20 protein-coding genes are annotated in these 25714 nt (G+C 70.5%); 15 read left to right on the top strand and 5 right to left on the bottom strand.

Translation table 11 applies throughout. The features are described 5' to 3' along the window. Positions 1–51: 51 nt before the first annotated feature. Positions 52–1107, top strand: coding sequence for a carboxylate-amine ligase (locus tag HDA39_RS14815; RefSeq protein WP_337925749.1), 1056 nt, complete (start codon positions 52–54; stop codon positions 1105–1107). Here HDA39_RS14815 and HDA39_RS14810 read toward each other — a convergent pair. Together HDA39_RS14810 and HDA39_RS14805 are read right to left on the bottom strand one after the other, a co-directional pair. Continuing rightward, positions 1104–2894, bottom strand: coding sequence for a glycerophosphodiester phosphodiesterase family protein (locus tag HDA39_RS14810; RefSeq protein WP_184795796.1), 1791 nt, complete (start codon positions 2892–2894; stop codon positions 1104–1106). The genes HDA39_RS14815 and HDA39_RS14810 overlap by 4 nt on opposite strands. 119 nt (positions 2895–3013) lie before the next feature. Continuing rightward, positions 3014–4012, bottom strand: coding sequence for a helix-turn-helix domain-containing protein (locus HDA39_RS14805; protein WP_184795795.1), 999 nt, complete (start codon positions 4010–4012; stop codon positions 3014–3016). 148 nt (positions 4013–4160) lie between these two features. On the opposite strand from HDA39_RS14805, the gene HDA39_RS14800 reads away from it, so the two are divergent. Then, complete coding sequence (locus HDA39_RS14800) at positions 4161–7505, top strand: S8 family serine peptidase (RefSeq protein WP_184795794.1); 3345 nt, start codon at positions 4161–4163, stop codon at positions 7503–7505. Positions 7506–7756: 251 nt separating this feature from the next. On the opposite strand, the gene HDA39_RS14795 is transcribed toward HDA39_RS14800, so the two are convergent. After that, positions 7757–8365, bottom strand: coding sequence for a hypothetical protein (locus HDA39_RS14795; protein ID WP_184795793.1), 609 nt, complete (start codon positions 8363–8365; stop codon positions 7757–7759). A 331-nt stretch (positions 8366–8696) separates the two neighbouring features. On the opposite strand from HDA39_RS14795, the gene HDA39_RS14790 reads away from it, so the two are divergent. The 8 genes from HDA39_RS14790 (at position 8697) to HDA39_RS14755 (ending at position 16715) form a co-directional block, all read left to right on the top strand. Beyond that, positions 8697–9095 (top strand): hypothetical protein, encoded by a 399-nt coding sequence (locus HDA39_RS14790; RefSeq protein ID WP_238356057.1) that lies wholly within the window; start codon positions 8697–8699, stop codon positions 9093–9095. Between the two features lie 89 nt (positions 9096–9184). Then, a complete protein-coding gene (locus HDA39_RS14785) occupies positions 9185–10303 on the top strand; it encodes a GNAT family N-acetyltransferase (protein ID WP_202893003.1) in 1119 nt (372 codons plus the stop codon). Further along, positions 10275–11225 carry a potassium channel family protein gene (locus tag HDA39_RS14780; protein WP_202893757.1) on the top strand — a complete coding sequence of 317 codons (951 nt, stop codon included), beginning with the start codon at positions 10275–10277 and terminating at the stop codon, positions 11223–11225. Before HDA39_RS14785 ends, HDA39_RS14780 begins: the two co-directional genes overlap by 29 nt. Positions 11226–11517: 292 nt before the next feature. Continuing rightward, complete coding sequence (locus HDA39_RS14775) at positions 11518–12507, top strand: substrate-binding domain-containing protein (protein WP_184795791.1); 990 nt, start codon at positions 11518–11520, stop codon at positions 12505–12507. Beyond that, the gene (locus HDA39_RS14770) at positions 12504–13442 is read left to right on the top strand and encodes a carbohydrate ABC transporter permease (RefSeq protein ID WP_184795790.1); all 939 of its coding nucleotides are present in this window, start codon (positions 12504–12506) and stop codon (positions 13440–13442) included. Before HDA39_RS14775 ends, HDA39_RS14770 begins: the two co-directional genes overlap by 4 nt. Continuing rightward, positions 13439–14272, top strand: coding sequence for a carbohydrate ABC transporter permease (locus HDA39_RS14765; protein WP_184795789.1), 834 nt, complete (start codon positions 13439–13441; stop codon positions 14270–14272). The genes HDA39_RS14770 and HDA39_RS14765 overlap by 4 nt, the downstream gene beginning before the upstream one ends. A gap of 14 nt (positions 14273–14286) precedes the next feature. After that, positions 14287–15567, top strand: coding sequence for an ABC transporter substrate-binding protein (locus tag HDA39_RS14760; protein ID WP_184795788.1), 1281 nt, complete (start codon positions 14287–14289; stop codon positions 15565–15567). Beyond that, positions 15567–16715: an ADP-ribosylglycohydrolase family protein gene (locus HDA39_RS14755; RefSeq protein ID WP_184795787.1), complete on the top strand. Its 1149-nt coding sequence runs from the start codon at positions 15567–15569 to the stop codon at positions 16713–16715. The genes HDA39_RS14760 and HDA39_RS14755 overlap by 1 nt, the downstream gene beginning before the upstream one ends. A gap of 6 nt (positions 16716–16721) precedes the next feature. Here the strand turns inward: HDA39_RS14755 and HDA39_RS14750 are convergent, their stop codons facing one another. Continuing rightward, entirely contained in the window at positions 16722–17543 is an 822-nt protein-coding gene (locus tag HDA39_RS14750) for a galactose-binding domain-containing protein (protein ID WP_184795786.1), read from the bottom strand. A gap of 12 nt (positions 17544–17555) precedes the next feature. Continuing rightward, a complete protein-coding gene (locus HDA39_RS14745) occupies positions 17556–19148 on the bottom strand; it encodes an alkaline phosphatase D family protein (protein ID WP_184795785.1) in 1593 nt (530 codons plus the stop codon). Between the two features lie 74 nt (positions 19149–19222). Between HDA39_RS14745 and HDA39_RS14740 the strand changes: the two genes are divergently transcribed. The 5 genes from HDA39_RS14740 (at position 19223) to HDA39_RS14720 (ending at position 25597) form a co-directional block, all read left to right on the top strand. Further along, positions 19223–20533, top strand: a complete 1311-nt coding sequence (locus tag HDA39_RS14740; protein ID WP_184795784.1) for an ADP-ribosylglycohydrolase family protein — start codon at positions 19223–19225, stop codon at positions 20531–20533. Next, a complete protein-coding gene (locus HDA39_RS14735) occupies positions 20526–21410 on the top strand; it encodes a PfkB family carbohydrate kinase (protein ID WP_184795783.1) in 885 nt (294 codons plus the stop codon). Before HDA39_RS14740 ends, HDA39_RS14735 begins: the two co-directional genes overlap by 8 nt. Then, positions 21407–23398 (top strand): SUMF1/EgtB/PvdO family nonheme iron enzyme, encoded by a 1992-nt coding sequence (locus tag HDA39_RS14730; protein WP_184795782.1) that lies wholly within the window; start codon positions 21407–21409, stop codon positions 23396–23398. Before HDA39_RS14735 ends, HDA39_RS14730 begins: the two co-directional genes overlap by 4 nt. Beyond that, a complete protein-coding gene (locus tag HDA39_RS14725) occupies positions 23395–24582 on the top strand; it encodes a CoA transferase (RefSeq protein ID WP_184795781.1) in 1188 nt (395 codons plus the stop codon). The genes HDA39_RS14730 and HDA39_RS14725 overlap by 4 nt, the downstream gene beginning before the upstream one ends. Before the next feature lie 187 nt (positions 24583–24769). Beyond that, the gene (locus HDA39_RS14720; protein ID WP_184795780.1) at positions 24770–25597 is read left to right on the top strand and encodes an aldolase/citrate lyase family protein; all 828 of its coding nucleotides are present in this window, start codon (positions 24770–24772) and stop codon (positions 25595–25597) included. Positions 25598–25714 lie beyond the last annotated feature (117 nt).

Here is a 25714-nt window from a genome sequence, read left to right as displayed (position 1 = left end):
CAGAGCCTAGAGGGCGGTTTCTCACTGGATGGCGCCGGGTACCGGCTCCGGGTGAAGCATCCGTCCATGGGCGTAGAGGAAGAGTTGCTGCTGGTCTCCGCCGCCGGGCAGCCGCTACCGAGGAGCAAGGCGGTCAAGGACGAGACCGACGGGGTCGACGTCGAGCTGGAGCTGACCCGCGCGCAGGTGGAGACCAACTCGCCGGTGTGCGAGACCTCCGACGAGCTGCACCGGCAGCTGAGCGCGATGCGGTCCAGGCTGGCCGCCGCCGCGGCCGAGCACGGCGGGCGCCTGCTGGCGATCGCGGCGCCGCCGACCGGTGCGGCCGCGCATCTGGTGACGCAGCAGCCGCGGTACGAGGAGATGGAGCAGCGGTACGGGTTGCTCGCCCGCGAGCAGGCCGTCTGCGGATGCCACGTGCACATCGACGTACCGGACAAGGAAGCCGCGATCCGGGTCAGCAACCACCTGCGTCCCTGGCTGCCGGCGTTGCTCGCGCTCAGCGCCAACTCGGCGATCTACCTCGGCGCCGACACCGGCTTCGCCAGCTGGCGGGCGATCATGTGGTCGCGCTGGCCGTGCGTCGGTCAGCCGCCGTACTTCGAGTCGGCCGCGCACTACGACGCGCTGGTGGAGACGCACCTCGCGTCCGGCAGCATCATGGACGAACGGATGGTCTACTGGGACGTCCGGCCGTCGTCGCACCTGCCGACGGTCGAGGTACGGGTCAGCGACGTACCGCTGACCGTGGCCGAGACCGTGCTGCACGCGACGCTCGTCCGCGCGCTGGTGATGACCGCGCTGGCGGACGGCACCCTCGGTCCGGAGCTCCAGCCCGAGGTGTTGCGCGCGGCGTACTGGCTGGCGGCGAAGGACGGCCTGACCGGCAACAACCTCGATGTCCGGACCACCGAGGTACTCCCGATCGAGAAGGTCCTGGACCTGCTGATCCATCACGTCCGTCCGGCGCTCGAGCTGCTGGACGAGGTCGAGCGCGTCGAATCCACCGTCGGGCGGCTGCTCCGCGAGGGCAACGGTGCGATGAAGCAGCGCCGGGCCTTCCGTGAGGGCGACGACCTGATCGCCCTCACGGAAGCCACGCGCTAGCCGCGGAGGAAGTCCTCGAGGCCGTGCAGGTCGTCGGTGTTGAGGTGGTCGACGCCGGCGGCCGCGAGCTCGGACCACAGCGCGTCGCGGGCCGCGCCGCGAGTGTCGGGGGTGGCCCAGAAGCGGACGCGGTAGCCGGCGCGGTGGGCGGTGGTGACGATCTGGCGGAGCTTCTCGCGTTCGGCGGCCGGGAACGCGCCGACTCCCTGCCAGGTGAAGTTGTTCGTCCAGTTGTCGCTGACCAGCGGCATCAGGGACGCGGGCAGCTTCGAGTTCAGGTCGGACAGGCGGCCGTCGTACCCGGCGTACCGGACCTTCTGGGCCTTCAGTACGTCGAGCGGCCGGTTGCCGCTGATCACCGCGGTGACCGGGCCGCGGAAGGTGCGGCCGGCGGCGAAGATCGTGCTGATCCCGCGGTACTTGCGCAGCGCGGCGTCGATCGCGGCGTACGTCGTCGGGCCGTCGCTCTTGATGTCGATCAGCAGCTGGAAGTCGCGCCCGCGCTGGTAGACCTCGCCGCGGTTGGCGCGGATCCGGTCCGCCAGGGGCTTCAGGTACAGGCTCTCCAGCGTGCGGCCCGGTACGACGTTCTCCAGGTCGTGCGCGACCCGCAGCTCACCGTCGACCAGCCAGACGTCGGCCTCGACCGAGTTGAACCCGCGGTCCAGCGCGTCCTGCAGCGGACGCCGGTGCTCGTAGTCGTTGTGCGCGTGCGCCGACGCCAGCGGCCGGATCGCCGGGGCGTCGTACGCCTTGGGCAGCCGGAAGCCGTTGTCCCGCGCGACCTGGCGCAGGCGGTCGGGGTAGTCGGTGATGATCCCGTCGACACCCTTGCCGATCAGCGACTCCATCGTCGCCGGGTCGTCGACCGTCCACGGCACGACCTTCAGGCCCACCTTGTGCGCCGACTTGACCATCGCCTCGGTCACGTACGGCCGGTACGCCGGGTCGCCGATCTTGCCGTCCTGCGGGAACCCGTGCACCGGCGAGATCGCGCTCGCGCCGAACGACTTGGCCGCCTTGACCAGGTCGCCGCCGAAGTCGTCGATGTCGATCCCGCCGAGCCACGGCGACTTGCCGGGCTGACCGGTCTGCAGGAAGTCGTAGTTGGTCAGCGCGACCAGCGGCAGCTCGGGAGCGACCTGGCGCATCCGCATCAGTGCGCCCCAGTCGAAGCTCTGGATCGTGACCTGCCGGGCGATCCGCGCCTTGCGGATCTCGCGGTTGACGACCTGGACGAACTGCTCGCGCGGCGCGGTCTCGGTCGGTGCGCCGGCCTCGACCTTCGTCTCGATGTTCAGCTTCACGTCGTTCGCGCGGAAGCGGTGGACGAGCGCGAACACCTCGCGCAGCTCCGGCATGCGCGCGCCCGGGTCGGGCGTCTGGCCCGGGTAGGCGGCCTGGGTGAGCGAGCCGCAGTCGAGCTGGCGGACCTGATTGAAGGTCAGCGTGTTGACGTACTTGCCGACGTACGGGTACTCGGGATCGCCGGCCGTGTACGGCGCGGTGTCCTTGCACTTGGACCCGGTGACCTTGCGGTCGTGGGTGACAACGGCGTGGCCGTCCTCGGTGATCTGGACGTCCAGCTCGAGAGTGCTGACTCCGGTCTCCAAGCCGCGGGTGAACGACGCGATGGTGGACTCGACGGTCAGTCCGAGGCCACCGCGGTGGGCCTGCAGGTCGAGCGCGCGGCCGCGGTACGCGGACGCCTCGACGGTGACCAGGCCCTGGCCGAGCAGTGCGGCGGTGAGGGCGAGCGGGAGCAGCGCGCGGGGGAGGCGGCGCATGAGGGGATCCTGTTCGTCGGCGGAGGGGATGGCTGCGATGCTTCAGGGCGCCGGGGTACCCGGCGCCTCCCGAAGGTAACCAACAAAAGGCTGACTGGTAACCGCCAGGCGTCGATCACTCACCGTGCGCAGTGGATCAGAGCCCAGCCGCGGCGGGCCGCGTGATAGCCCAGCTGCAGCCTGGTGTCGGCCGACACCAGATCCATCAATGCCCGGACCCGGCGCTGCACGGTGCGCATCGACAGGCCCAGCTGGTTCGCGGCGGCCTGGTCGGTGAGTCCGGCGAGCAGCAGCCCGAGGATCCGGGCGTCGATCTCGGGCAGCCCGTCGGCGGTCGGGCTCTCCTCGATGACGCCCTCGCTGCCGAACACCAGCGGGATCGCCTCCCGCCAGACCCGGTCGAACAGCGCCAGCAGGCCGTCGAGCATGCCGCTGCTGTGCACGATCAGCGCCCCGATGTCGCGGTGCGCGCCGGACAGTAACGGGACCAGGGCGATCCGCCGGTCCACGATCAGCAGCCGGATCGGCAGCTCGGGCACGACCCGCACCTCTTCGCCGGCCCGCAACGAGTCCGCGGCGGCCGGGAAGAAGCCGGGCCGGTCGAAGGAGTTGCGCTCGATCACCACGCGGTACCGCACGCCGCGGTTGACGGCCGCGTCCTCGGCGGTGTTCTCCTCGGCCGCGACGGCGGCGATCTCCGCCTTGACGAACCCGAGCACCTCCTCGCGGGCCGACATCTGGAGCTGCGTGAACCGCTGCCCGACGGCCTTGGCACCCCGTACGACGTCGACGACATCGCCGACCGACCGCTCGGTGTCCGTGCCGCGGTAGATCTCGGCGAGCGACTCGATCTCCCGCTGCGCCCGCCGGAGCTCCTCCTCGCGCTGCACGGCCAGCGCGGCCAGGGCGACCGACGGCGGCGAGGCGACGTACCGGTCGGTGCCGCTGCTGGAGCGCGCGGCCAGCCCGCCGCTCTCCAGCGCGGCCAGCGAGCGGGCGGCCTCCACCGGGAGACAGCCGAGCCGCTCGGCCAGCTCGGCCGCGTCGTACGACGGGACCTCGACCAGCGCGCGGTAGGCGAGTTCTTCGGTGTCTGCGAGTCCGAGCACGTCGAGCACGATGCCTCCCTGATCACTCCGGTACGGCGGCCGGCCGCTGGCGGATTCCCGAATTGTCGCAATCCTGCCAGGTGATCCCGAGATTCCGCTGGCGGTTTTGCGATGAACTGACGCCCGACATCGCCCTGCCCCCGAAGGTGGTCCTCCGATGCTTTCCCGCTTCCTGGTCGGCGCAGCCGTCACCTCGCTGCTCGCCACCGCCCTCGTCCCCGCCGCGGCCACGCCGGGCGCGGACCCTCCTCCTGGTCTTCCGCTCGGCGTCGACGGCGCCAAGGTCGTCACCCTGCTCACCGGCGACAAGGTCCAGCTCACCCCGGCCGGCGGTGGCCGCAGCAACGTCCGCTTCGTCGCCGCCGACCCCTCCGCGAGCGGGTACGAGACGCGGACGGTCGGCAAGGACCTGTACGTCGTACCCGACAGCGCCGCCGAGCTCGTCCAGAGCGGCAAGGTGGACGACGCGCTGTTCAACGTGAGCGGCCTGATCCGCCAAGGCTTCGACGACGCCGGCACCGATCGCGTGCCGGTCATCACCACCTACAAGTCGACAACGCGGTCCCAGCCGGCGGTCCCGGCCGGCTCCGAGCGCACGCGGTCCCTGCCGTCGGTCGGCGCTTCGGCGCTGCGGACCGAGAAGACACAGGCTCGCGAGACGTGGCGGGCGCTCACCTCGCCGACCGACCCGGCCGGGCGCGAGCTGGACAAGATCTGGCTGGACGCGAAGGTCACCAAGACCCTCGACGAGAGCGTCCCGTACGTCGGTGCTCCGCAGGCCTGGCGGTCCGGGTACGACGGCGCCGGCACCACGGTCGCCGTACTGGACTCCGGTGTGGACGCCGAGCACCCGGACCTGGCCGGTGCCGTCAAGGCGCAGCAGAACTTCACCGACAGCCCGGACGTCGCCGACCACGACGGGCACGGCACCCACACCTCGTCGACGGTCGCCGGTCGCGGTACGGCGTCGGGCGGCCGCAACAAGGGCGTCGCGCCCGGCGCCGAGTTGCTCTCGGGCAAGGTGCTGAACGACTCCGGCAGCGGCGCGCTGTCCTGGATCATCGCCGGGATGGAGTGGGCCGTCGCCGAGGGCGCCGACGTGATCAGCATGAGCATCGGGACCTCCGAGCCGGTCGACTGCACCGATCCGATGGCCGAGGCCGTCGACCGGATCAGCGCCGCCTCCGGCGTCCTGTTCGTGGTCGCCGCGGGCAACCTGTACGGCCCGTCCGAGACGATCACGAGCCCGGGCTGCGCGGCGTCCGCGCTGACCGTCGCTGCCACCGACCTGACCTCGAAGACCGCCGACTTCTCCAGCCGGGGTCCCGTGATGGGCAACCACGCGGTGAAGCCGGACATCGCCGCTCCCGGAGTGGACATCACCGCCGCCCGGGCCGGCGGCCGCGGCGACACGGCGTACACCGACATGAGCGGTACGTCGATGGCGACGCCGCACGTCGCGGGCGCGGCCGCAATCCTCAAGCAGCAGCACCCCAACTGGACCGGGCAGCAGCTCAAGTCCGCCCTGCAGAGCAGCGTGCGATCGGCGTCGACCACCGGGGTCTACGACCAGGGCGCCGGTGAGCTGAACGTCGCCAACGCCGTCGCGCAGCAGGTCACCGGACCGGGCACGGCCGACCTCGGCACGTTCGCCTGGCCGCACAAGCCGTCGGAGAAGGTCACCAAGCCGCTGACCTACACCAACTCCGGCAAGACGCCGGTCACCCTCCGGTTCTCCGCCGACGTCCGCGGCAACAACGGCAAGCCGCTGCCGCGGTCGGCCGTTCAGCTCGGCGTCACCACGCTGAAGGTCCCGGCCGGCAAGTCGGCCGCGCTCCCGCTGAAGATCGACCCGTCGGCCAAGCTCGACTACGGCCTGTACGGCGCGGTCAGCGCAAGGATCGTTGCTACCAGCAACGATGGACGGACCGTCGTCACCCCGGTCGGGTTCTACCTCGAGCCGCAGCACGTCGACGTCACCGTCAAGCTGATCGACCGCAACGGCAAGCCCGCCGCGTCGATCACCTCGCTGGACGTCTTCGACCTGGACAGCATCGCCGCGCAGCGGATCGGGTTCGAGGGCGCCGACCAGACCCTGCACCTGCGCGCCGGCAGCTACTCGCTGGCCGCGTCGGTCGCGACCGAGGGCGCGGACGGGCTGGTCGAGTCCTACACCTTCCTCGGCGACCCCGAGCTGAAGCTCACGAAGAACACCACGATCACGTACGACGCCCGCAAGGCCGTCCAGACCAAGGTCGTCACCGAACGGCCGAGCGAGCGCCGCGGCGGAAGCCTCACCTACGGCCGGGTGGTCGACGACTGGGTGCTGTCGAGCAGCCGCAGCTTCATCCCCTCGGTCAAGGCGGTCTACCTCGCCGACACCGGGACCAAGGCCAAGCGCGGCACCTTCGAGGTCGTCGAGGGCTGGCAGCTGGAGTCGCCCGACTGGGCGCCGGCGCCGTACCTCTACAGCCTCGCCTTCACGCACGCCGGGCAGGTCAAGGGCAACACCACGCACAAGGTGAAGGACCGCGGGCTCGCCTCGATCGACGCGACCTACTACACGCCGGGCAAGAACTACACCTACTCCGAGTACGTCGATGTCTGGCGCCCGTGGAGCCTGAACCTGATCCCGACCGGCGAGCGGGGTCAGGTGGCCGCGCCGAACCGGGTCGAGCACCTGGTCACGGCGGAGAAGAACACCAAGGTCAGCCAGATGGTCGGGCACTCCGACGCGATGGCCTGGCCGTTCGCGACGCTGATGACGTCGACGGCCAAGGCGTACAAGGCGGGCACCCGGCACCAGGAGACCTGGTGGAAGGCGGGGCTGCGGCCGGGCATGCTCCGCAACCAGTCGACCGGGCTCACCGTCGTACCGGCGGCGCGGACCGGTAACACGGTGTGGAGCAACTTCCCGACCTGGTCCGACACCGAGCCGGGGCACTTCTCGATGGGCGGCTTCCTCGACCTGGGCGGCACCGAGCTGCTCGCGAACGGCGTCTCGCTCGGTGAGTACGGGTGGTTCGGGCAGGGCAACTGGGACGTCCCGGCGCAGCCGACCGACCTGGAGCTGGTCTACAAGCTGATGCACTGGCAGCGCGGTGACTACTCCTGGGAGTCGCCGACCGACGCCGAGACGCGCTGGCGCTGGAAGTCGTCGGCGGCCGACTCGGGCAAGGCGCTGCCGCTGCTCTGGCCGGACTACGACCTGAACGTCGACGCGAACGGGCGAGCGCCGAAGGTGGCGAACTACCCGGTCTCGATCACGGTCGGCGCGGGGGAGTGGTACCAGCCGGGGCGGATCACGGGCGCGAAGGTCTGGGCGTCGTACGACGACGGCGCGACCTGGGTCGAGGTGCCGGTGAAGAACAACGGCAAGAAGGTGACCGCGACGGTCGACAACACGCCCGCGACCGGGTTCGTCACGCTGAAGACCGAGGTGACCGATGCCGGGGGCAAGAGCGTGACGCAGGTGCTGAAGCGTTTCTACGGAATTCGCTAGACGGAGTTTCTTGAGAAAAAGGAGCTGGGCGCCCGCTCTGGGGCGCCCAGCTCTCGTCACGATTGTGGTGCCGGACCGGGAAGCGCCTCACGGCGCGTGGCCGCTCGTAGCGGCTATATTTGGGACCCGGGGCTACCGCGGCCCGACACCTGCACCATTGTAGCCGGTGCCCAAACGCCTTGTCCTGTTGAGCTTTCCGGCCCGGGATCGCTTAGCACCAACGGTGGATCTGTGCAAGTGTCGTCGCCGGACTACCAGAGCTGACCGGCACGCTCCGTGCGTGCCGCGGTCGCCAGCTGGTCGGCCATCTCGACCAGCTTGGACGCCGACCGGACCTGCTCGTGCCCGTCGTCGGCCAGGTGGGCCCGGCCGGTCGCGACGATCCGGGCGAACGCCGCCGCGCGGTCCAGCGTGGTCGCGAAGTCGCCGGTCGCCACACCGCGCAGTACGGCGTCGACCATCGCGCGCACCTCGTCCGGGCCGGGCGGGTCGGCGACGCCGGCCACCACCGCGTGGACCTCGGCGTACTCGCGGCCGGTCGCGTACTCCCGGGCGACGTCCGCCGGGCTCGAGTGCACCCAGGAACGCAGCACGTAGAGCCGCCAGAGCGTGCCGGGCAGGGAGTCGGCGGGTGCGTCGGACCAGAGGTCGGCCAGCTCGTCCAGACCGTAGTCGTCGGCCAGCTTGACCACCCGCGCGACCACCTCGGCGTCCTCGCTCGACCGAGCCCCCCGGACCAGCAGCTCGGCGGTCCGGTGCGCCACCTCGGCCACCTTCGCCGGGTCGGCCGCCGCACCGGGCAACGACTCGAACAGCTGGTTACCCGGCAGGATCGGCCGGCGCGGAGTAGGAACGGTCACGCAGCCATGATCCCCGACCCACCCGCCCCTCGCACTCCGACCCGCCCCGCCAACTCCCGCCCCTCCGCCCCGACTCCCGTCCCCTCGACTCCGCCTCCACCCCGCCCCACCCTCCGCCGCCGCTTCATCCGCCGCCGCCTCCGCCGCCGCCGCTTCCTCCTCCGCTCCCGACCTGCTCCGCCCCAACCCGTACTCCCTCCGCTCCACTCCCTCCTTCGTCTTCGTGCACGGCTCAGCCACGATTTCCGCGCGGAGATGGCTGGGCCGTGCACAAAGTCGCGTGGGGGCTGTCGGGTGGGGGCTGTCGGACCAGGCCAGTACAGTCGACGGCATGGCAGCTCCTCAGCGCGGGCGACTGGCGAAGAACCTCGTGAAGTACGGCGTGCGGTACGGGCCGATGGCGTTCGAGGCGGTCAAGCACGGGCGCGAGCCGGCTCAGCAGGCGATCCAGGCCGCGCTGGCGAAGCGGACGGCGCGGAGGAAGGCGGTCGAGCACGCGCTGACCGTGCGGGACGGGTCGCTGCTCAAGGTGATCAAGGACGGCTCGGCGATCTTCTTCGTGTTCAGCGGCGACGCGATCGTCACGACGTACCCGCCGGTCCCGCAGGCGACGTACCCGGAGCTGCTCCGGCACGCCGACCTGGACCGGCGCGAGCAGGCCGCCGTCCTGGCCGCCGCGCAGCGGCCGAAGCTCACCGACCGGTTGCCGAAGCCACGCCGTCGCAGGTGAGGTTTGACAAGGGCGTAACACGGCGGACCCGGTGTGGTCACACCCTCCCCGCACAGTGGAGAGCACGATCCACGAGGGAGGGCGTCCGCATGCTCTGGAAGATCAGGACCGAACTCGCCGACCGGCCGGGTGCACTGGCCGAACTCGCTGCACGGTGTGGTGCGGACGACATCAACATCCTCAGCCTGGAGGTCTTCACCGCCGAGAGCGGAGCCGTCGACGAGCTGGTGGTCTCCACCGGCGTCGGCTGGACCGCCGACGACCTGGCCGCGCTCACCGTCGAGGCCGGCTGCGTCCGTACGACGGTCAGCCCGTGCCAGGCCGACGTACTGAGTGACGCCCCGACCAGGTACCTGCGGGCCGTGCTGCGCCTGATCGACGACCCGCTGGCGGTCGACGAGGAGCTGGAGGCGCTGCAGGGGTTCGGCGAGTACACGGCGGCCGAGTGGGCTCGTGCCGACGTACTGGTCGAGATCGCCGGCCGCTTGTCCGTCCAGTACGCCGAGGAGGTGCAGGACGCGCCGAGGCCCGGCGACGGCGCCGTACCGGACCTTCGGCGGGCGACTGTCGAGGACGCCGCGGCAGTGGTCGCCATGCACGACCGGTGCTCGTACGAGAGCCGCACCCGGCGCTACCACGTCCCCATGCCGCGGCTGACCGCCCGCACCGCTCGCCACCTGTCTGCCCCGGCCGGAGGGGTGTCGGTCGTCGCGGTGGTCGACGGTGCGGTGATCGGCATGGCCACGGCCGCGCCCTGGGAGGAGCTGGGCGGGTCGGCGATGGAGATCGCCGTACTGGTCGAGGACGGGTGGCAGGGGCAAGGACTGGGGTCGCAGCTGCTGCGCCAGGTGATCCGCGAGTCGCGGCTGCTCGGCGCCGACCGGGTGGTCTGCATGGTCCAGCCGGACAACGCGGCGATGCTCCGGACGGTCGAGGGCCTGCGGATGCGGACGCGCGTCGTACCGGACGGCGACCACCTGATGGTGGCCATCGCGCTGTCCGACCAGAGCCTGTCGCATTCCGTGGATCGGGGGCCGGTGCCCTATCGTCAGACCCGTGCCATCCCTGCCCACCGGTCGCAATCCGCACGGTCTACTGGTCAACCTGCCCGCGAGCACGCGCTCGCCGGTCCTGGAGCTGTTCCGCCGGCTCCTGATCGCGGTGGGGCTGCTGACCGTGATGGTGCTGATCGTGGTGGTCGACCGTGACGGCTACAAGGACACCTACGACGGTCACGTCGACCTGATCGACAGCATCTACTACGCGACGGTGACGCTGACCACCACCGGGTACGGCGACATCACTCCGGTGACGCCCGCGGCCCGGCTGGTCAACGCGTTCATCGTCACCCCGCTGCGCATCTCGTTCCTGGTGGTCCTGGTCGGCACGACCCTGGAAGTCCTGGCGAACGAGGGCCGTCGCATCATGCGCGACTCGCGGTGGAGGAAGCACATGAAGGACCACGTCGTTGTCGTCGGCTACGGCACCAAGGGCCGCTCGGCGGTGCAGACCCTGCTGAGCAACGGGGTGAAGCGCGAGGACATCGTCGTGATCGACCCGCGCGCGCAGGCGATCGGGGACGCGGGCAACGACCAGATGGCCGCCTTCCACGGCGACGCCACCAACCGTACGGTCCTGCGGCGGGCGGAGGTGTCGGTCGCCCGCGAGGTGATCGTGACAACGGACCGCGACGACTCCGCCGTACTGGTGACGCTGGCGGTCCGGCAGCTCAACCCGGACGCCCACATCGTGGTCGCGGTCCGCGAGGAGGACAACGTCCCGCTGCTGCGGCAGTCCGGCGCGGACGCGGTCGTCACGTCGTCCGAGGCGGTCGGCCGGCTGCTCGGGCTGTCCGCGGTCAGCCCGAACCTCGGCGAGGTGATGGAGGACCTGCTGACGTACGGCGAGGGCCTCGAGGTCGCCGAACGCCCGGTGCTCGGCCGCGAGGTCGGCAAGGCGCCGTCGTCGGTGCCCGACCGCGTCGTCTCGGTCGTCCGCGACGGCAAGGTGCACCGGTACTACGACTCGAACGTCTCGGTGCTTGCGGCCGGCGACAAGCTGATCGTCGTCCGGCCGGCAAAGGAAACCCCGTGGGCCGAGCGCCCGGGCGCCGACGACCAGGACGAGTAGCCCGCCCCGCCCCGCCCAGCCCCGGCACGCGGCCCAATGCCGGCCGTTTCCCCGACTGCTCCCTTGTTCGACGACTGCTGTGGTACATCGCGTCAGTCGTCGTACAAGGGAGCAGTCGTCGTACAAGGAGTCAGTCAACCGGCGAGCTGACGCCGCCACGTCCGCGACCGGGCATCGGGTGGTTGCGGTAGGTGTGGACCAGGTGACTGAGTGGTCCGTTCTTGACGGGGCTTGTGGGGCGTTTTAGAGTCGATCCTGTAAACGATTACAAGAACGATTACAGGAGCGCCGCGTGAGTCGTCCGACGATCGCCGCCGTGGCCCGGGCCGCGGGGGTTTCGGTGGCCTCGGTGTCGCGCGTGCTGAACGGTCTGCCGGCCACCGAGGAGATGGCGAAGCGGGTGCAGCGCGCGGTCGCCGAGCTCGGTTACGTGCCGGACTCACGGGCGCGCTCGCTGAAGGTCGGGCGGACGTTCCAGCTGACGCTCGCGGTCGCCGACGTCGGTAACCCGGTCTACGTGACGATGATGCGTGCCGTCGAGGAGGTCGTCTCCGCGGCCGGTTACCGGCTCGTGGTCACCACCACCGGCCCGGACGTCGTCGACGAGGTCGCCCTGGTCCGCGGCATGGCCCGCGGGTACGCCGACGGCCTGGTGATCAGCCCGCTGCGCGTCGACGACGACCTGATCAAGTCCATCCAGGAGTGCGACGTCCCCGTGGTGGTCGCCGGTAACGTCCCCGCCAAAGCCGGCGTCGACACCGTCCGCGCGAACTCCCCGAAGGGCATCCTGCTCGCCGTGGAGCACCTCCTCACCACCCACCGCCACAAGGTTGCCTTCATCAACGGCCCGGTCGACACCGTCCCCGGCACCGCCCGCGCCAAAGGCTTCACCGACGCGATGAAGGCCAACAGCTTGCAACCGGTCGCCCAGGTAGAAGCCGAAGACTTCACCTTCGCCGCCGGCCGCAAGGCTGGTGGTGAGTTGCTGGACCACTCCACAGACCTGGACGCGGTGATCGCGGCGAACGACCTGCTTGCGGTGGGGGTGATGCACGAGTTGGCTGCTCGTGGGCTGCGGGTTCCTGATGACGTGGCCGTGATCGGGATGGATGACAGTGAGTTGGCCGAGCAGACCTTTCCGCCCCTGACGAGTGTGAACCTCGGGTCGGCGGAGCGGGGGCGGCGGGCGGCTGAGTTGCTGCTGGCAAGGATCGAGGACGACACCCGGACCCCGCGCCGGATCGTGGTGCAGCCGTCCCTGAGTGTGCGGAGATCTTCATGACCACCCAAGCTGTTCTCGCGCCGGAGAGCGCGGCCGGGAAACCACCGGGCCGGGGCACCGGCCGCCCGAGGCAGAACCGGGAAGCGATCTTCCTGTTCCTGCCCGCGCTGCTCCCGGTGCTGCTGCTCAGCGTGTACCCCCTGGTGAGGGGTATCGCGCTCGGTTTCACCGACGCCCGCGCCGGCCTCAACGTCGACACCAACTTCATCGGCTTCGGCAACTTCGCCAAGCTGCTGCACAACGACCTGTTCTGGGACTCCTTCCGGATCGGCCTGATCTGGACGGTCTCGGTCACCGTCCTGCAGTTCGTCGCCGCGCTCGGCCTGGCCCTGCTGCTCAACACGAACATCAAGTTCCGCGGCGTCGCGCGCACCCTCGCGCTGATCCCGTGGGCGATGCCGCCGGTGGTCGTCGCGATCATGTGGCGCCTGCTGCTGGACCCGACCAAGGGCCCGGTCAACGACATCCTGCAGACCACGCACCTGACCGACCAGCCGATCAACTTCCTCGGCGACTTCAGTACGGCGTTGCCGGCGGTGATCGTGGTCGGCATCTGGGTCGGCATGCCGATGACCACGGTCACGCTGCTGGCCGGCCTGCAGGGCATCGACCGGTCCCTGTACGAGGCGGCCTCGGTCGACGGCGCCGGCGCGTGGCGCCAGTTCTGGTACATCACGCTGCCGCAGCTGAAGACGGTGATCGTCGCGATCACCAGCCTGGACATGATCTGGAACTTCAACTCGTTCGGCCTGGTCTACGTACTGACCGCGGGCGGCCCGGGCGGCAAGACGATGCTGCCGATGCTGTTCGCCTACAACGAGGCGTTCCGGTACGGCAACTTCGGGATGGCCGCCGCGATGGGCGACGTGATGGTCGTGATCATCATCGTGTTCCTGGCCTTCTACCTCCGCAACCGGCTGAGGAGCGAGGCATGAGAACGCGCCCGACCACCCGAGTGGCCCAGTACGTCGCCGTCCTGGCCTACCTGATCTTCCTCGGCTTCCCCCTGGTCTGGCTGATCTCCGCGTCGCTGAAGTCGCCGCGGGAGTTCGCCAACCTCAACCCGACCTTCCTGCCGCAGTCGCCGACGTTCTCGAACTTCACCGATGCGCTCGAGGAGCAGGGCCTGGTCCGCTCGATGCTGAACAGCCTCCAGATCTCGGTCGCCACGACCGTGCTGGTGCTGATCGTCTCGCTCCCGGTCGCGTACGGACTGGCCCGGCTGCGCAGCCGCCTGCGGCCGATCACCAACGGCTGGATCCTGGTCAGCCAGGTGTTCCCGGTGATCCTGATCGTGATCCCGCTGTTCGTGATCCTGCGTCAGCTGCACCTGACCAACACGCTCCCCGGCGTGGTGATCGTCTACATGGTCTGGTCGATGCCGTTCGCCCTGTGGATGCTGCAGGGGTACGTCGCCGCCGTACCGCGGGAGCTGGAGGAAGCGGCGTCGGTGGACGGCGCGAGCCGGCTGCGCACGATCGTCTCGATCGTGATGCCGCTGCTGCGGCCGGGCCTGATCGCGACCGCGATGTTCACCTTCATCTCGGCGTGGAACGAGTTCTTCTTCGCCCTGGTCCTGCTCCAGGACCCCGAGCTCAAGACGCTGCCGCTGGTGCTGGCCCGCTTCGTCGGGGCCGAGGGCCAGGTCCAGTTCGGTCCGCTCGCGGCCGCGTCCGTCCTGGCCACCGTGCCAAGTCTCGTGTTCTTCGCTTTCCTGCAGCGCCGGCTCACGTCCGGCCTGCTGTCCGGCGCTGTCAAAGGTTAAAAGGAGTACTTCGCATGAAAAAGCTACTTGTAGGTTTCCTGGCGGTGGGCTCGCTGGTGGCGCTCGCGGCCTGCGGCAGCGGGAACGACAGCTCGGGCGATCCCGCGCCGGGCGAGAAGATCACGCTGAAGTTCCAGAGCCTGGCCTTCCAGAAGACGACCGTCGCGGCGAGCAAGAAGATCGTCGCCGACTGGAACGCCGCGCACCCCGACGTCCAGGTCGAGTACGTGCAGGGCAGCTGGGACTCCGTGCACGACCAGCTGGTCACCCAGTTCCAGGGCTCGAGCGCGCCGGACATCATCCACGACGAGTCCGCCGACATCACCGGCTTCGCGAACCAGGGCTACCTGGCCGACCTCACGCCGTACCTGAGCCAGGAGACGAAGGACGCCGTCCCGGCGGGGGTCTGGGACACGGTCAAGTCCGGTGACGGCAAGATCATCGCCGCGCCGACGCTGCTGCAGTCGTACGTCGTGTTCGGCAACTCCGCGCTGCTCAAGCAGGCCGGCGTGTCCGCGACCGGCGACTCGCTGACCTGGGACCAGCTGCAGGCGGACGCGAAGAAGCTCACCACCGGCGGCAAGTTCGGCCTCGGCTGGGGCCTGAAGAGCCCGACCGCGACCGTGCTGAACCTCGGCATGAACTTCGACGCCGCGTTCTTCGAGGGCACCGGCCGTGACGCCAAGGCCAAGATCGGCGACGCCGAGCTCGAGGTGCCGAAGCGGATCCACGCGATGGCCTACACCGACAAGTCGATCGACCCGACCTCGCTGACCCAGAGCGGTTCGGACGTGCTGCCGGGCTTCTTCGGCGGCAAGTACGCGATGGTCGTCGCGGGCAACTACACCGCGCAGCAGATGGTCGAGCAGGCGCCGAAGGGCTTCCAGTGGGAGGTGCTGCCGCCGCTGAAGGGGACGTCGGAGAAGCAGGCCGCCAACCCGCAGACGCTGTCGGTCCCGGCCGAGGGCAAGCACATCAAGCAGTCGGCGGAGTTCATCGACTTCTTCATGAAGGCCGAGAACCTGGCCGCGGTCGGTCAGGGTGACTGGCTGATCCCGACCACGCAGCCGGCCCGGGACGCGATCCAGAAGGCGACCGGCGGCAAGAACGGCTGGGCGCAGACGCTGGCCAGCGGCACCGAGATGACCAAGGCGCCGTTCCAGAGCGTGGAGAACTACCCGAAGTGGAAGGACCAGATCGCCACTCCCGCGCTGCAGGAGTTCCTGGCGAACAAGACCGACCTCGCGACGCTCGGCCAGAAGCTGAACGACGGGTGGGGCCAGGTCAACAGCTGATGCCCGACGAACAGAAGTCACTGCTGGAGGACAAGTCGGTCGGAGCCCTGCTGGGCTCCGCCGCCGGGGACGCGATCGGCGGTGCCGTCGAGGGCTGGACCCCGGAGGCGATCCGGGAACGGCACGGCGGCTGGGTGACCGGCATCGTCGGTCCCTGGTACGACGACTGGCGCAACGCGCGCCCGATCGCGCCGTACCACAAGGGCGACGGGCACATCACCGACGACACCTTGATGACGCACGCGCTGGTCGAGGTGTACGACGAGACGCGCGCCCACCTGGACGCGTACACGATCGCCGAGAAGCTGGTGCCGAAGATGCTGGCCGGCAAGCGCTGGGTGCCGGAGCTGGAGGCGGACGCGCTGCTGCTGCAGCGGGTCTTCCTCGCCGAGAAGTGGCTCGTGGCCCGGTTGCACTACGGGCACATCGACCCGCGCGAGGCCGGCGTCGGCAACATCGTGAACTGCGGTGCGGCGATGTACGCCGCTCCGGTCGGCATCGCGAACGCCGGCGACCCGGCGGGCGCGTACGCCGAGGCGATCGACCTGGCCGGCGCGCATCAGTCGAGCTACGGGCGGGAGGCGGCCGGCGTGTTCGCGGCTGCCGTCGCCGCGGCGATGGTGCCTGAGGCAACAGCTTCGTCGGCGGTCGAGGCGGCGCTGGAGCTGGCCAAGGACGGCACTCGGCACGCGGTGGCCGCGGTCGCCGAGGTGGCCGAGGGGCTGGACGACTGGGAGCAGGCGATTCCCCTGCTGCGGAAGGCGATCGAGCCGTTCGACACGGTCGGCCCGGACTACCGCGACCAGTCGCTCGACGCGCGCCGGCCGAGCCGGACGAAAGCCATCGAGGAGCTGCCGGTCGCGCTAGGGTTCGTCCTCGTGTCCGGTGGCGATGTGCGGCAGGCGGTGCTCGGGGGGACGAACTACGGCCGCGACGCCGACTCGATCGCGTCGATGGCCGGCGCGGTCACCGGCGCGCTGAGCGGGCGGGCCGGCGTACCGGAGGAGTGGACGGCGCGGATCGCCGAGGCCAGCAAGACCGATCTGGTCGGGCCCGGCCGGGTGATGGCGTCGGTCGCGCGCGATCTGCGGACCGCCGACGCCGAGCGGTGGGCACGGCGTACGGCGGCCCTGGATGCGCTGGCCTGAGCGATGTCAGCTGTCGAACGCCTCGAGCTCGATGATCCGGGAGTACCCGTGGTCGTTGGAGTCGAGGACCACCACCTGGACGGCGTCGGCCGCGACCGGGGCGAAGGTGACTTCGAGGAGTCCCCGCGTGTTGCCCCGGAAGCTGCCGACGGTGGTCCAGGTGTCGCCGGCACGGACCCGCACGTCGACGTCGCGGACGCCCATCACGGCCGCCGGGTAGCGGGCCGAGTCGAGGGTCTGCAGCGTGATCCGGCCGACGGTGGCCGGCGCGGTGAAGTCGACGCCGTACGTGTCGGGGAAGAGGCCCTTGGTCGCGTCGTGCCAGCCGCTGGCGCCCCACTGCTCGGAGTCGGCGTTGCCGTCGACGCCGCCGCAGAGCTTCATGTTGCCGTGGGTGCTGGAGGCAACGGCCTGCTCACCGAGCAGGAGGTTGTCGCCGGGACCCTTCGGGGGAACGGGTTTGACGACGACCGGAGCCTTCAGCTTCTCGCGGCCGACCGAGAGCTCGACGGTGAAGGTGCCCGGCGCGGTGCCGCGGGGAACGGTGACGTCGAGCGGCGCCGTGACCAGTTGGTCGACGGGCAGGTAGCTGGAGAACTGGCGGCGGGACAGCACGAGCGGGCTCGCGGCGCCGACGCGCATGTCGGCGATCGCCGGTTTGCGGCCGGTGTTGGTCATGCCGAGGGTGAGGCGGCCGGACGGGAAGCAGGGGAGCGGGACGACCTCGACCGGCTGTGGGGTCGCGCTGAGCTTGATGTTGCTGTGGGCAACGGCCGGGGGGATCAGGGCGATCGGTACGACGGCGAGCAGGGCGGCGGCGCGTTTCATGGCGGGGTCCCCTCAGACCTGGTGGATTCCGGGGCGGCCGTTCTCGACGACCAGGGTGGCGCGGGTGCTCGGCGTACCGTCTCGGGTCGTGACCTTGTCGACGACGCGGTACTCCGAGGTCCACTGCCGCGCGTCGAGGCGACAGCTGAGGTAACCGCGCTGGACGTTCTGGAACTTCACGTGCGGGTTCTCGGCGAGCAGCGCGCGACCGGTTGCGTCGACGTCGACCCCGTCCTTGCCGGACGAGATGGACGTGGTGACGAACTCGCTGCCGACGACCGGGCTCGCCGGGTCGGCGAAGTCGAGCTTGAGGTCCGCGGCGACACTGCGGTGCAGGTCGCCGGTCAGGACGACGAAGTTGTCGACGCCGCGGTCGCGGACACCGGTGAGCACACGGTTGCGCGAAGCGGCGTACCCGTTCCAGGTGTCCATCGGGAGCTCGAGATCCGGTCCGGTCTTGCGGTCGAGCTGGGCCATCGCGACCTGCTGGGCGACGACGTTCCAGCGGCTGGGCGAGCGGCGCACGGTGTCGAGCAGCCAGCGTTCCTGGGCCGCGCCGGTGATCGTGCGGGCCGGGTCCAGGGAGACGGCATCCGGCGGGAGCCAGCTGCCGTCGCCGGGCTGGTCGTCGCGGAACTGGCGGGTGTCGAGCACGCTCAGGTCGGCGGTCCGGCCGAACCGCAGATGGCGGTGCAGGCGGATCGACGGGCCTTCGGCGGACTGGTCGAGGCGGAGCGGCATGTGCTCCCAGTACGCGCGGAAGCCGTTGGCCCGGCGTACGAGGAACTCGGGGCCGGGCAGGCCGTCCTCCGAGATGTCGCCGGACCAGTTGCCCTCGACCTCGTGGTCGTCGAGGGTGACGACCCAGGCCGACGCGGCGTGGGCGGCCTGGAGATCGGGATCGGTCTTGTGCAGGGCGTACCGGGCGCGGTACTCGTCGAGGGTGAAGATCTCGCCGGCGAAGTCGACCGGGACCGGCTGGTTGCGGATCCCCGCGGTCGGGCCGACGCCGACCTCGTAGATGTAGTCGCCGAGGAACAGCACGACGTCGTGGTCGCGCTGGGCGACGTCCTGGTACGCCGTGTAGAAGCCGTCGTAGAAGGCCTGGCAGGACGCGACCGCCATCGTCATCGCGGGCAGCTCGTGCGGCGCGGGCGCGGTGCGGGTCCGGCCGATCGGGCTGAGTTGGCCGTTGGCGCGGAAGCGGTAGAAGTAGTGACGCCAGGAGCGCAGGCCGCGGACATCGACGTGCACGGAGTGGGCGTACTCGGGTCTGGCGGTGGCGGTGCCGCGGCGGACGACGCGGCGGAAGTGCTCGTCCTCGGCGACCTCCCACTCGACCTTGATCGGCCGGTCGTCGAGACCGCCGAAGGGTTCGAGCGGGCCGGGCGCGAGGCGGGTCCAGATCACCACGGCGTTCGGCAGCGGATCGCCCGAGGCGACGCCGAGCGTGAACAACGGGCGATGGTCTTTCGGCTTCGAGCCCAGCGGGGCGATCCCTGGCAGCGCGCCGGTGAGCGCGAGCGCCGCGGCCGCACCGGTGGCGCTGAGGAACGTACGGCGAGTTGCGGTGGCAGCGGCGAGACCGCGGGCGGCGGAGAGCATGGCACGGAGTATCGGGCCGTGACGACAACACGAACCAGGCAGCTGTTTCACCTGGTGCAACAGGAGGATGAACGATGAGACTGACCTGGGTGCAGCCGGAAGACCTGCTGCCGCACCAGCTGGTCCAGTCCGCAGCCGAAGGCGCCGACGTACGGGACGTCAGCGCTCGCTGGCTGAAGGCCGGTGGGTCGGTCGAGGCTCCCGTTTCCGGAGCTTCGGCACAGCCGGCGGGGTCTGAGCTGCGAGCCCTTGCACGGCAACTACTTGAAGAGTTGGACGGGTTGACTCCGGTGTGGACTGCGCCGGACATCCCCTCTCTGCCTCTTCTCAGGTCTGCTTCGTTCCGTGGGGTGGAACGGCGGATCTTGGAGGGTTGGGTCGGGCGGGCGGCGGGCAATCTGCTCGGGAAGCCGGTGGAGAAGATTCCTCGGGTGGGGATTCGGGAGATCTTGGGGAGTTCGGGGCAGTGGCCTTTGCGGCAGTACGTGACGGCGGTGGGGGTGCCTGACGAGGTGCAGGCGCGGTGGCCGTGGAACCGGCGGTCCAGGCCGACGAGTTTGCGCGAGAACATCTCCGGCATGCCGGAGGACGACGACCTCAACTTCGCGATCCTCGCGTTGCAGCTGGTCGAGCGGTACGGCGACGAGCTGACCACCGAGGACGTGGCTCAAGCCTGGTTGAGCGATCTGCCGGCGGGTCGCGTGTTCACCGCCGAGCGCGTCGCCTACCGCAACCTGCTCGACGGCGTACCGCCGGACCGCGCGGCCCTCGTCCGCAACCCGTTCCGCTGGTGGATCGGCGCTCAGATCCGGACCGACGTCTACGGCTGGGTCCACCCCGGCGACCGTACGGCGGCCGCCCGCCTCGCGTTGACCGACGCCCGCCTGAGCCACACCGGCGCCGGCGTCGACGGCGCGATCTGGGTGGCGGCGATGTCCGCCGCCGCGCTCGTCCTCGACGACCCGCGCGAGGTCGCGCTGGCCGGCCTCGAGGCGATTGCCGCCGACAGCGAGATCACCCGCGCGGTCCACCTCGGCCTCTCGCTGGCCGACAGGGAGCTGGACGACGCGCTCGACGTACTGCACGCCGAGTACGGCCACCTGCACTGGGTCCACGCGATCAACAACAGCGCCCTTACGGCGTACGCGCTGACCGCCCCGGACTTCGCGACCGGTGTCGGCCGCGCGGTGATGGGCGGCTGGGACACCGACTCCGTCGGCGCGACGGTCGGGGCGGTGCTTGGCGCCGTACTGGGTGTTCCGTCAGAGTGGTCGGAACCGCTCGACAACCGGCTGACCACCAGTCTGCCCGGGATGAACCAGGTCTCGTTCGACGAACTCGCTGCGAGGACGCTGGCTGTGGCGAAGGAGGACCGGCGTGGCTGACGTCGTGGTCGTGGGCAGCGCGAACGTGGACCTGGTCCTCCCGGTCCAGCGGATCCCGCGCCCCGGCGAGACCGTGCTCGCGTCGGGCCTGACCCGCGGTCCGGGCGGCAAGGGCGCGAACCAGGCGGTCGCGTCCGCCCGGGCCGGTGCCTCGACCGCGTTCGTCGCGGCGCTCGGCGCGGACGACGGGGGAGCGCTGCTGCGCGAGGCCCTCGCCGGCGTCGACCTGTCGCTGGTGCAGACCGTCGACGCGCCGACCGGTACGGCGATCATCACCGTCGACGCCGACGGGGAGAACGCGATCACGGTCGCGCCCTCGGCGAACGCCCGCCTGGAGTTGACGCCGGAGGCGAGGGCTGCCGTGGCCGGGGCGAAAATAGTCCTTTCCCAACTGGAGATTCCGTTCGGTACGGTGCAGGCGGCAGCTCTTGCCGCGGCGAACGGGTACTTCGTCCTGAACGCCGCGCCGGCCGCCGCGCTGTCCGACGAGTTGCTGGGGCATGTCGACCTGCTGGTCGTGAACGAGACGGAGGCCGAAGCGGTGGCTGGAACGAAGCTGTCCGCCTTGCTGGACCGGGTGCCGGCCGCGGTGGTGACGCTGGGCGCCGACGGCGCGGTGATCCTGACCCGCGGGGCGGACGAGGTCCGCGTCCCGGCGGTGCGGGTCGAGGTGGTCGACACGACCGCTGCCGGCGACACCTTCTGCGGAGTGCTCGCCGCAACTTTGGCTGCGACGTCAACTACAGCGCGCGACCTGACGAATGCGGTCCGACGCGCTACCGTTGCTGCTTCATTGAGTGTCCAGACCGCGGGGGCGATCCCTTCGGTGCCTCACGGGGAAGCTATCGACGCGCGCGCTGCGGAGGTGTACCTGTGAACCCGCTGGAGCCGAGGCCCATCGATCTGCCCGCGAAGGTCGATCTCGGCCTCCGGGCCGACCTGAGTTTCCTCGACGACGCCAAGATCCTCGGCGCTCCCGAGGACCCGGCCGACCTGCCCCGCTGGCGCGGCAAGCTGGCCGAGTGGCTGATGGGCGCCTACGGGCGCACGGCGTACGACGGCGGCTCGCACTACGAGGAGCCGGGGCGCGAGTGGACGCAGACGGCGTACTCGGTGGCCCTGGTCTGGCTGTGGGACGACCAGCTGTACGACGTGGCGACGGGATCGTTCACTCCTGCGAAGTTCGTGCAGCACGGCGTGGACGACTTCGGCGGGTACGACGCGGTCGTGCTCTGGCACGCCTACCCGGTGATCGGGATCGACTCGCGCAACCAGTTCGACTTCTACCGTGACGTTCCGGGCCTGAAGCAACTGGTCGACGACCTGCACGGGCTCGGGCTGAAGGTGTTCTTCGACTACAACCCGTGGGACGTCGGCACGCGCCGCGCGGACGGGCCGGACGCCGAGGAGTTCGCGGCGCTGGTCGCCGACTTCGGTGCCGACGGCGCCTTTCTCGACACCTTGAAGGAAGGCGACCCGGCCTTCACCCGGGCGCTGAACGCGGTGAACCCGGCGATCGCCTTCGAGGGCGAGTCACGGTTGCCGCTGGCAAGGATCTCGGACCACGCGCTGTCCTGGGCGCAGTGGTTCGCCGACACCCGGGCGCCCGGCGTACTGCGGGCGCACCTGTTCGAGCGCCGGCACATGATGCACCACACCCGCCGCTGGAACCGCGACCACAGCGACGAGCTGCAGTCGGCCTGGGTCAACGGCGTCGGCATCCTGATCTGGGAGAGCGTGTTCGGGGCCTGGGTCGGCTGGAACGCCCGCGACCGGGCGACGCTGCGGCGGATGGTCGCGGCGCAGAGAGCGTTCTCTCCCGTGCTCATCAACGGCGACTGGATCCCGCTGACGCCGGAGATCCCGGACAAGGCGCGCGAGCACGGGGTCTTCGGCTCGCGTTTCGAGCTCGCCGACGTGACCTTCTGGACGCTGATCAACCGCGACGACGAGGACTTCGACGGCGTCGTCCTGCGCTCGGAGGACCAGGTCGGCGACTGGTACGACGTGACGTCCGGCGTACCGATCACCGCGGACGACGACGGCGTGCGCCTCGTCGTACCGGGGCGTGGAGTGGCCGGCATCGTGCGGGTCGGCGCGACGGCCGGTGCGACGTGCCGGGCGACCGCTCGGCGCCTCGGGACGATGTCGCGGCCGCACGTGAAGGACGCGGCGTTCCCGGTGGCTCCGGGTCGCCTGATCCCGCCGCCGATGCCGGTTGGTGAGGCGTCGTTCGGGCCGGTTGTGGTGGTGCCGGCCGGGGAGCGCTCTCTGGTGGTGCGGCACCGGCGGCGTGAGACCGGGCTGTACGACACGGCGCCGTACGTGGAGGAGTGGAAGCCGTTGCCTCCGCGCCTGCACGATCAGCAGACGCTGCAGCGCGACGTGTCGCTGGCGGAGGTGTCGGTGGCCGTCCGCGAGGTGACGAACGGTGAGTACTCCGAGTTCTTGAAAGCCAGTGGCTATCAGCCGTTGGTGGCGAACCGCTTCCTCGCGCACTGGGTCGACGGTGCGCCGGTCGCTGGCACTCTCGATGAGCCGGTGACGTACGTGGATCTGGCGGACGCTCGGGCCTATGCGGAGTGGGCCGGCGGCCGGCTGCCGACCGAGGACGAGTGGCAGGTCGCTGCTTCTTTGGTCGGGTTCACGCGTCGCGAGCCTTTGGTCTGGAACTGGACCGAGTCCGAGCACCGCGACGGCCGCAGCCGCTTCAGCATTCTGAAGGGCGGGTCCTTCTACCGCGCTGAGGGCTCGGACTGGTACTCCGACGGCGGACCGCAGGAGCCGGAGGTCAGCTTCAAGCTGGTCCTCACCGGCGGCGGCCTCGACCGCTCGGAGACCATCGGCTTCCGGTGCGCCCGGTGAGAACCGCACCGCTGGCAGGGGTGAAGGTGGTCGAGGCGGCAACTCTCTTCGCCGGTCCTCTCGCCGCGACCTTCCTCGGGGACTTCGGCGCCGACGTCACCAAGATCGAGCACCCCGCCCGCCCTGATGCGGCACGCGGGCACGGTGCTTCGAAAGACGGCATCGGGTTGTGGTTCAAGACCTTGGGTCGCAACAAGCGACTCGCGACCCTCGACCTCTCCCGCGGCCGCGAGGTCTTCCTCGACCTGATCCGTGAGCAGGACGTCCTGGTCGAGAACTTCCGCCCCGGCACCTTGGAGCGCTGGGGCCTCGGCCCCGACGTACTGCTCGAGGCCAATCCCCGCTTGGTCATCGCCCGCGTCACCGCGTTCGGCCAGGTCGGCCCGTGGTCGAGCCGGCCCGGTTTCGGCTCGCTCGCCGAGGCCATGAGCGGTTTCGCCGCGGTCACCGGCGAGCCGGACGGGCCACCCACCCTTCCGCCGTTCGGCTTGGCCGACGGCATCACCGCGCTCGCCACGGCGTACGCCGTACTGGTCGCCCTCCGCGAACGTGACCAGTCCGGCCAGGGCCAGGTGATCGACATGGCGATCATCGAACCGATCCTGATGATGCTCGGCGGCGGCATCACGGCGTACCAGCAGACGGGGTACGTCCAGCCCCGCCTGGGTAATCGCTCGTCGAACAACGCGCCGCGCAACGTCTACCAGACCGCCGACGGGCGCTGGGTCGCCGTCTCGACCAGCTCGCAGAGCATCGCCGAGCGGGTCGTCACGTTGGTCGGCCGCGCCGACCTGGTCGCCGAGCCGTGGTTCGGCACCGGCCGGGAGCGCGCCGAACACGCCGACGAGCTGGATCAGGCCGTCGGTTCCTGGATCGGAGAGCGCTCGCTCGACGAGGTCATGGTCGCGTTCGAGAAGGCCGAGGCCGCCGTCGGCCCGGTGCACGACATCCGGGGCATTCTCGAGGATCCGCAGTACGCCGCCCTCAACACGATCACCACCATTGACGACGACGAACTCGGTGGTCCGGTGGCCATGCAGAACGTTCTCTTCCGCCTGTCGGAGACGCCCGGCGAGATCCGCTGGGCCGGGCGGCCGCACGGCGCCGACACGGACGCGGTGCTCGCCGAGATCGGTGTGACACCGGAGCAGTTGGCGGCTCTTCGTGAATCGGGAGTGGTCTGATGCGGACTTCGGCTTCGGTTGCGGTTGCGGTGGCGCGTGCGGCTGCTCCGGCTGGGGCTGCTCCAGCTGCGGTGGCGCGCGCGGCGGCTGTGGCGATTGTGGCTGTGGCATCGGCCCCCAGCCGAACCCCTGCTGCCCCGGCCCCTACGGCGACCCGGCGTATGGCCGGCCGGCGTGTGGTGCCGGCGTGCTGACCGCCCTGTACGTCCCTGCCAACCGGCCTGACCGGTTCGCGAAAGCTGTTGCCGCGGGCCCCGATCTGGTGGTGTTCGACCTCGAGGACGCCGTACCGGTGGACGACAAGGCCGACGCCCGCGGCTGGGCCGTGGCGTGGATCGCGGCGCGCGCCTCGTCAGCCTTCGAGATCCGCGTGAACGCACCCGGCACTCCCTGGATCGAGGACGACCTCGCCGCGCTCGCGGCGGTCCCCGAAGTCCGCGTCCGCCTGCCCAAGGTGGAGAGCGCGGCCGACGTCCGCGCCGTCCTGGATCAGGTGCCCTCGGCAAGGATCACCGCCCTGATCGAGTCCCCGCTCGGCCTGGAACGCGCCTTCGAGATCGCCTCCGCCGACCCCCGCGTCACCGCCGTCGCCCTGGGCGAAGCAGACCTCGCCAGCTCCCTCGGCGTCGACGGCCCAGCCGGCCTGTCCTGGGCGCGCGGCCGTCTGGTCTCGGCCTCCCGAGCCGCCGGCCTCGGCGCTCCGATGATGTCGGTGTACGCCCACGTCAACGACGAGGAAGGCTTACGCCGTACAAGCCTCGAAGGCCGAGCCCTCGGCTTCGTCGGACGGACCGCGATCCACCCCCGCCAACTCGCCCCGATCGTCGAGTCCTTCACCCCGACCGCCACCCAGTTGGCCGACGCGGCAGACCTGCTTGCCGCGGTGGAGAAGGCCGGTATCGCCCAGGGCGGAGTCGTCGTCCTTCCCGACGGCCGCATGGTCGACCCCGCGATGCTCGGCCGGGCCCGGGAACTCACCGCACTCATGCAACACATCGAGTCCCGCCAGGCCTGAGGCGAGCCGATCCCGGCACTGGCCGCGGTCGGGGTCCAGGTCCCGGCGCAATGTTCACGCTGCAGGGCAGCAGTCTCCACGCTGCAGTGCAGCAGCGCCGAACGGCCGAGCAGTTCA

This window comes from Kribbella italica (assembly GCF_014205135.1).
GTDB lineage: Bacteria > Actinomycetota > Actinomycetes > Propionibacteriales > Kribbellaceae > Kribbella > Kribbella italica.
Note: the sequence above shows the minus strand (reverse complement) of the source record. Positions and strands in the feature narration are given on the sequence as shown.

Coding starts and splice junctions, on each gene's coding strand:
- HDA39_RS14810 (WP_184795796.1), bottom strand. CDS start 2,894: ATGCGCCGCCTCCCCCGCGCGCTGCTCCCGCTCGCCCTCACCGCCGCA.
- HDA39_RS14800 (WP_184795794.1), top strand. CDS start 4,161: ATGCTTTCCCGCTTCCTGGTCGGCGCAGCCGTCACCTCGCTGCTCGCC.
- HDA39_RS14790 (WP_238356057.1), top strand. CDS start 8,697: ATGGCAGCTCCTCAGCGCGGGCGACTGGCGAAGAACCTCGTGAAGTAC.
- HDA39_RS14785 (WP_202893003.1), top strand. CDS start 9,185: ATGCTCTGGAAGATCAGGACCGAACTCGCCGACCGGCCGGGTGCACTG.
- HDA39_RS14780 (WP_202893757.1), top strand. CDS start 10,275: ATGGTGCTGATCGTGGTGGTCGACCGTGACGGCTACAAGGACACCTAC.
- HDA39_RS14770 (WP_184795790.1), top strand. CDS start 12,504: ATGACCACCCAAGCTGTTCTCGCGCCGGAGAGCGCGGCCGGGAAACCA.
- HDA39_RS14765 (WP_184795789.1), top strand. CDS start 13,439: ATGAGAACGCGCCCGACCACCCGAGTGGCCCAGTACGTCGCCGTCCTG.
- HDA39_RS14760 (WP_184795788.1), top strand. CDS start 14,287: ATGAAAAAGCTACTTGTAGGTTTCCTGGCGGTGGGCTCGCTGGTGGCG.
- HDA39_RS14755 (WP_184795787.1), top strand. CDS start 15,567: ATGCCCGACGAACAGAAGTCACTGCTGGAGGACAAGTCGGTCGGAGCC.
- HDA39_RS14750 (WP_184795786.1), bottom strand. CDS start 17,543: ATGAAACGCGCCGCCGCCCTGCTCGCCGTCGTACCGATCGCCCTGATC.
- HDA39_RS14745 (WP_184795785.1), bottom strand. CDS start 19,148: ATGCTCTCCGCCGCCCGCGGTCTCGCCGCTGCCACCGCAACTCGCCGT.
- HDA39_RS14740 (WP_184795784.1), top strand. CDS start 19,223: ATGAGACTGACCTGGGTGCAGCCGGAAGACCTGCTGCCGCACCAGCTG.